The organism is Kitasatospora sp. NPDC056181 (assembly GCF_042266225.1).
Taxonomy (GTDB): Bacteria; Actinomycetota; Actinomycetes; order Streptomycetales; family Streptomycetaceae; genus Kitasatospora.
Window position 1 is genome coordinate 21,903 of sequence record NZ_JBHJUK010000122.1, and the last position, 6,000, is coordinate 27,902.

The 6,000-nt window shown below is 76.1% G+C and carries 6 protein-coding genes; 5 read left to right on the top strand and 1 reads right to left on the bottom strand.

Translation table 11 applies throughout. From position 1 onward, the window contains the following. Positions 1-146 precede the first annotated feature (146 nt). From ACFC1F_RS33225 to ACFC1F_RS33245, 5 genes are all read left to right on the top strand, one after another. A complete protein-coding gene (locus tag ACFC1F_RS33225) occupies positions 147-1,184 on the top strand; it encodes an IPT/TIG domain-containing protein (protein ID WP_376163946.1) in 1,038 nt (345 codons plus the stop codon). 271 nt (positions 1,185-1,455) lie between these two features. Then, positions 1,456-2,013: a hypothetical protein gene (locus ACFC1F_RS33230; protein ID WP_376163947.1), complete on the top strand. Its 558-nt coding sequence runs from the start codon at positions 1,456-1,458 to the stop codon at positions 2,011-2,013. 125 nt (positions 2,014-2,138) lie between these two features. Continuing rightward, positions 2,139-2,915 (top strand): LamB/YcsF family protein, encoded by a 777-nt coding sequence (locus tag ACFC1F_RS33235; RefSeq protein ID WP_241002414.1) that lies wholly within the window; start codon positions 2,139-2,141, stop codon positions 2,913-2,915. A 158-nt stretch (positions 2,916-3,073) separates the two neighbouring features. Beyond that, complete coding sequence (gene pxpB, locus ACFC1F_RS33240) at positions 3,074-3,706, top strand: 5-oxoprolinase subunit PxpB (RefSeq protein ID WP_376163949.1); 633 nt, start codon at positions 3,074-3,076, stop codon at positions 3,704-3,706. Between the two features lie 76 nt (positions 3,707-3,782). Continuing rightward, on the top strand, positions 3,783-4,652 hold the full coding sequence (locus ACFC1F_RS33245) for a biotin-dependent carboxyltransferase family protein (protein ID WP_376163953.1): 870 nt from the start codon (positions 3,783-3,785) through the stop codon (positions 4,650-4,652). A 53-nt stretch (positions 4,653-4,705) separates the two neighbouring features. Here ACFC1F_RS33245 and ACFC1F_RS33250 read toward each other — a convergent pair whose 3' ends face one another. Then, positions 4,706-5,680, bottom strand: a complete 975-nt coding sequence (locus ACFC1F_RS33250) for an aminoglycoside phosphotransferase family protein (protein ID WP_376163951.1) — start codon at positions 5,678-5,680, stop codon at positions 4,706-4,708. Positions 5,681-6,000 lie beyond the last annotated feature (320 nt).

Here is a 6,000-nt window from a genome sequence, read left to right on the forward strand (position 1 = left end):
CACGGAGGACAAGATTAGAGGTAGTCGCCGACACGACCGAAACGGACCTTACGGGCGGGCGGGAGCAGGGGTCGAAGGCGGTCCACTAGAACTGGATTTCGAGAAAACCACCTCGTGGCGCGCCCGGCCCCGCCATCATGCGTCCTATGATCACCAGACTGGTACGAGGCGGCCTCGCCGCCGCACTGGCCGCGACCACCCTCGCCGCGGGCGCCGCCGTCTCCGTCGCCGCGACCACCGCCCGGACTGCGGTCACCGGCCCGAACGTTAGCGTGACCCAGGCCGGGAACTACCCGATCTTCCCGGTCGACAACACCAACTTCGCGGTGACCTGGACGTCCAACGGCACCGCCGACCTCACCGGGCCCACCCGGCTGACGGTGGACCTGCCGCCGGGTCTGACGACCAGCGGCGCCGCCTTCACCGCCGCCCCGGCCGACTACACCTTCACCGAGACCGTCTCCCCCGACGGCCGCCGCCTGGAGGCCGTCTTCACCGGCACCCGGGCCCCGGGGCGCAGCGAGTTCATGAAGGTCTACGTGGCCTCGCACGGCACCAAGCCGTCCGGGGCGATCACGGTCACGGTCGCCAACGCGGGCGACTCCGACCCCTCCGACAACGTCTCCACCTACCTGCTCGGCAGCGGCCTCCAGCCGCGGGCGACCGCGCCCGCGCCGGCCGTCACCGGGATCGGCACCACCACCGGCCCGGGGACCGGCGGCACCGCCGTCACGGTGAGCGGCAGCCACCTGTCCAACGGCTTCGTGCTGTTCGGCGGCACCCCGGCGAACGGCTCCTGCACCGACACGGCGTGCACCGTGACGGCGCCGGGCGGCTCGGGGAGCGTCCCGGTCACCGTGGTGACGCCGGGCGGCTCGGCCACCGCGCCGGCCGCGTTCGACTACACCGGCGCACCGCCCGCACCGCCGGCCGCACCGGTGGTCACCAACCTGACCACCAGGACCGGCCCGGCCGCCGGCGGCACCCAGCTGTACGTCCAGGGCTCGAACCTGACCTCGGGGACGGTGGCCTTCGGCGGCGTGCCGGCCGGCCACGTCTCCTGCGGGCCGACGTTCTGCTCGGCCACCGCTCCGGCCGGGACGGGCACGGTCGACGTGACCGTCACCACGGCGGGCGGGACCAGCGCGGTCGGCACGGCGGACCGGTACACGTACACCGCGTAGCGGAGGTTCACGAGGGGTGGCCGGGCGCGGTTCGCGTCCGGCCACCGGCGTTTCCGGAGGCCGACTGTCCGGACGCGGCCGCTTCCGGAGGCCGTCGGCGGCCCGGGAGCCCAGGCACTCCCGCAGGGCGTCCGGGCATTCCCTCGCAGCGTCCGGGCACCCCCCCCCGAGGCAGAGTTGAACACGTTCAATTCTGCGGTCTAGAGTCGTCCTGCGCGGGTGGGACAAGAGCTCACCTGCTCTTCGGCATGTCGGCATGGAGGTTTGCGCGATGAGCACTGAATCCGAGGCGGCGCTGCGGCGGGCACGCCGGTGGCTGGGGATCTTCGTGGTCTGCCTGGTGCTGAGCGGTCTGACGGCCTTCCCGCTGGAGGCCGAGACCAGGTGGCTGGCCGACTTCGCGACCGGGCCGGCCGCCCCCGTCACCGACCACCTGCCGGCCCTGGTCGGCCGGCTCGAACGGGTCCGCGACGGCATCGCCGAGACCAACGCCCGCTACCCCTTCCTCGCCTACGGCACCGACTGGCTGGCCTTCGCCCACCTGGTGATCGCCGCCGCCTTCTGGGGCCCGCTCAAGGACCCGGTGCGCAACGTCTGGGTCATCCGCTGGGCCGTCCTCGCCTGCGCCGGCGTCATCCCGCTGGCGCTGATCTGCGGCCCGCTCCGGGGCATCCCGCTGTACTGGCGATTCATCGACATGTCGTTCGGCGTCGTCGGTGTCGTCCCGCTGCTGATCGTGCTGCGCGCGCTGCGTCCGCTGGAGCGGCTCGCCGACGCCGAAACCCGCGCCGCCGCACGGGCCACCGCCCCGGCCTCCGCCACCGGCTGATCCGTCCGGGGGAACGGCCCGCCGCCCGCCCGGCCCCCGCACACGGGCGGAGCCCGCACGGGCGGCACCGGCCGTCACGCGCAGGCCCTACGATCTGGCTCAACAGCTGTGGGAGGCGGACCGGCGTGGCCGATGCGGTGATCGATCTCAATGCGGACCTCGGTGAGGGGTTCGGACGGTGGACGCTGACCGACGACGAGGCGCTGCTCTCCGTGGTGACCAGCGCCAACGTCGCCTGCGGCTTCCATGCCGGGGATCCGTCGACCATGCGCCGGGTCTGCGCGCTGGCCGCCGAACGCGGCGTCCGGATCGGCGCCCAGGTCTCCTACCGTGACCTGGCCGGCTTCGGCCGGCGTGCGATGGACGTCCCCCCGGACGAGCTCGCCGACGAGATCGCCTACCAGATCGGCGCCCTCCAGGTCTTCGCCCGTGCGGCCGGCTCCCGGGTCTCGTACGTCAAACCGCACGGCGCCCTCTACAACCGGGTGGTAGGCGACTCCGAGCAGGCCGAGGCGGTGGTCGCGGGCGTGCTGCGGGCCGGGGCGGTCTGCGACGGCCCGCTGCCCGTGCTCGGCCTGCCCGGCTCCCGGTTCCTGGCGGTCGCCGAAGGCGTCGGGCTCCCGGTGGTCACCGAGGCGTTCGCGGACCGCGCGTACACCTGGGCCGGCACCCTGGTGCCGCGCCGCGAACCGGACGCCGTGGTGCACGACCCCGAGACGGTGATCACCCGTGCGGTCGGCATCGCCCGGGACGGCACGGTGGAGGCCGTCGGCGGCGAGCCGATCGCCGTCGAGGCGCGCTCGCTCTGCGTCCACGGGGACACCCCCGGCGCCGCGCAGCTCGCCTGGCGGATCCGCGGCGCGCTCGCCTCGGCCGGGGTACGGGTGGAGGCGTTCGCGTGACGGAGGCGGGGGACGCCGGCGCGGCGGACGCCGGCACGGGGGACGCCGGCACGGCGGAGCGGGCCGGAGGCGCAGCGGGCGTCGAGAACACGGAGCGGGCCGGAGGCGCAGCGGGCGTCCGACGCGCGGAGGGCGCGGGCCCTGCGGCGGAACACCCGGTGCCTCCGGAGATCCGAACCGTCGGGGAGCGGGCCCTGCTGGTCGAGGTCGCCGGGGCGGCCGAGGTGGGCGCCCTGTACGCCTGGCTCCGCGAGCGGCAGGCGGCCGGCGAGCTGCCCGCCGTCGAGGAGATCGTCCCCGCCGCCCGGACCGTCCTGCTGGACGGCGTGACCGACGTCCCCGCACTGGCCACCCTGCTCCGGGCGGCCCGCCCGACCGTGGCGACCACGACACCGGGCCCGCCGGTGGAGGTGCCGACCGTGTACGACGGCGCCGACCTCGCCGAGGTGGCCGGGCTCTGGGGGGTCTCCCCCGAGGCCGCCGTCCGGATCCACACCGCGCCCGAGTACGTGGTCGCCTTCTGCGGCTTCGCCCCCGGCTTCGGCTACCTGACCGGTCTGCCGGAGCAGTACGCGGTGCCGCGACGCGCCACCCCGCGCAGTTCCGTCCCGGCCGGCTCGGTCGCCCTGGCCGGCCCCTACACCGGCGTCTACCCGCGGTCCTCCCCCGGCGGCTGGCAGCTCCTGGGCCGTACCGGCCTGCCGCTCTGGGACGCCGCCCGCGAACCGGCGGCGCTGCTCGCACCGGGCGTACGGGTCCGGTTCACGGCGGTGCGGGGCGACCATGGCTGAGCCGGGAGACGTGGCCGGGCCGGGGGACGTGGCCGAGCCGGAGGCCAGGGCCAAGCAGGTGGCCGGGGCCGAGCAGGTGGCCGGGGCCGAGCTGGAGGTCGTCCGGCCCGGCCCACTGACCACCGTGCAGGACCTCGGGCGACGCGGCGTCGCCCACCTCGGTGTGCCCAGGGCCGGTGCGCTGGACGAGCCCGCGCTGCGCGCCGCCAACCGGCTGGTCGGCAACGAGCCGGACGCGGCCGCGCTGGAGACCACCCTCGGCGGGGTCGCCCTGCGCGCGAGCCGGCCGGTGACCGTGGCCGTCACCGGCGCGCCGTCGGCGGTACGCGTGGACGGGCGGGCCGCCGCCTGGGGCGCGCCGGTCTCCGTGCCGGCGGGTGCGCTGGTCGAGGTCGGCGCCGCCACCCACGGCGTCCGCGGCTACCTGGCGGTGGCGGGCGGGATCGCCGTCCCACCCGTGCTCGGCAGCCGCTCGGCCGACCTGCTCTCCGGCCTCGGCCCCGCTCCGCTGGCCACCGGCGACCGGCTGCCGGTCGGCCCTCCCCCGCAGCCACGGCCGACCCCGGACCTGGTGCCGCTTCCCGCGCCCCCGGCCGAGCTGGTGCTGAGACTGCACCTCGGGCCGCGCGCCGACTGGTTCGAACCCCGGGCGGTGGCCTGGCTGGCCCGCGACCACTACCGGGTCGCCCCGGCCAGCAACCGGATCGCCCTGCGGACGGAGGGCCCGGCGGTCACCCGGTCGCGCGGCGGCGAACTGCCGAGCGAGGGCATGGTGCTGGGAGCCGTCCAGGTCCCCCCGGACGGCCTGCCCGTCGTCTTCCTCGCCGACCACCCGACCACCGGTGGCTACCCCGTCCTCGGCGTCGTCCCGCCTGCCGACCTCGCCGCCGCCGCACAGGCCCGCCCCGGGACGCCGCTCCGGTTCGTGCTGCTGCGGGGCCGGTAGCCGCGACGCTGCGGGGAGCAGGACGCGCGGGCCGTCGGGTCACGCCGGACCGGTCAGCGGGAACGGCCCAACAGGGTCTCGGCAATGGCGCGTTGGTCCGGGCTGACGACCGCCCCGCCGACCCCGCCGGCCTCGATGTCCTCGGTGTCCTCGACGTCCCAGAGGGTGTTCTGCAGGACGCGGGCCAGTGTCCAACAGGTGGCGCGGGCCGGGTCGAGGGCGAGGGTGTCGGTCAGCAGGTCGAACCGGCGACGGAGCGCGCGCGGGACGTCGCCGGTCGCGGTGAGATCGTCCCAGCGGTTCCGCAAGGCGGGGAGGAGCTCGAACCCCGGATCGCCCGCCAACGGCTTGGGGTCGATGGCGAGCCAGGGCGCCCGGCCGTCCATGCCCGCCGGGGCAAGCACATTGGCGTAGTGCAGGTCCCGGTGGAGCAGGCGGTCGCCCGGTTCGTGCCGGACCTCGCGGAGGGCGGCGGCGCAGTCGGCGAGCAGACGGCGGTCGGCCGGGTCGGCCAGTGCGGCGAGTGCCTCCGGCACCCGGGCCAGCATCGCGTCGGCGACCTCGGCCAAGCTCCGCAGGCCGGACGGGGCCTGCTGCTCCGTCAGGCAGGCCAGCGACTCGGCGAGGACGCGCAGGGCGGCGAGGTCGTCCGGGACCGTGAGCAGGGAGCGGTCCGGGTCCAGGCGCTCCAGCAGCATCGATCCGGTCGCCGGGTCGTGGGCGAGCAGCCGGACGGCGCCCCGGCCGTCCCAGGCGCGCAGGGCGACGGGCTCGCCGGCCGTCTCCTCGTCCAGCGGCTGGAGCTTGAGCGCGGCCGGCGTGCCGTCCGCGCGCAGCACCGGGAGGACCAGCCCGACCATGCCGTGGGCGGGCCGGCCGTCGGGGCGCAGCGACCAGCGTTCCAGCAGCCCGTCGGCGAGTGCCGGGAGGCCGGCAGCCCAGTCGCGGCCCGGCTCCCCGAAGAAGTCGGCGAGAGAGGCGGTGAGCGCGGTGGGGACGCGGAACCACGGCTCGGGGGTCGTCGGCATGTGGGCGGCTCCTCGGCGACGGAAACGTGCACGGGTCGTGCCACAGTGGCGTGACGTGTCGGGGTGGCGTGTCGCGTCATGAGGGCGCGGCATGCCGCGCAGACGGGCCGTGCCGCGCTGATATGACGTGCCGTGGGGAAGCGGCACGTCACATCAGCACGTCACGCCCCCGCAGCCTGGCGTGCCAGGCCGGTAGCGGCGGCCTCGGCGAAGCCCTCCGGATTATCGAACATGATGTTGTGCCCGCAGTCCGGGACCGCCACCAGCTCCACCCCCGCCTCCCGCAGCCGGTCCGCACCCGCCGGCTCACCGTCCGCCGC

Excerpts from the sequence above, each read along its gene's own strand:
- ACFC1F_RS33225 (WP_376163946.1), top strand. The coding sequence starts at position 147 with ATGATCACCAGACTGGTACGAGGCGGCCTCGCCGCCGCACTGGCCGCG.
- ACFC1F_RS33230 (WP_376163947.1), top strand. The coding sequence starts at position 1,456 with ATGAGCACTGAATCCGAGGCGGCGCTGCGGCGGGCACGCCGGTGGCTG.
- ACFC1F_RS33250 (WP_376163951.1), bottom strand. The coding sequence starts at position 5,680 with ATGCCGACGACCCCCGAGCCGTGGTTCCGCGTCCCCACCGCGCTCACC.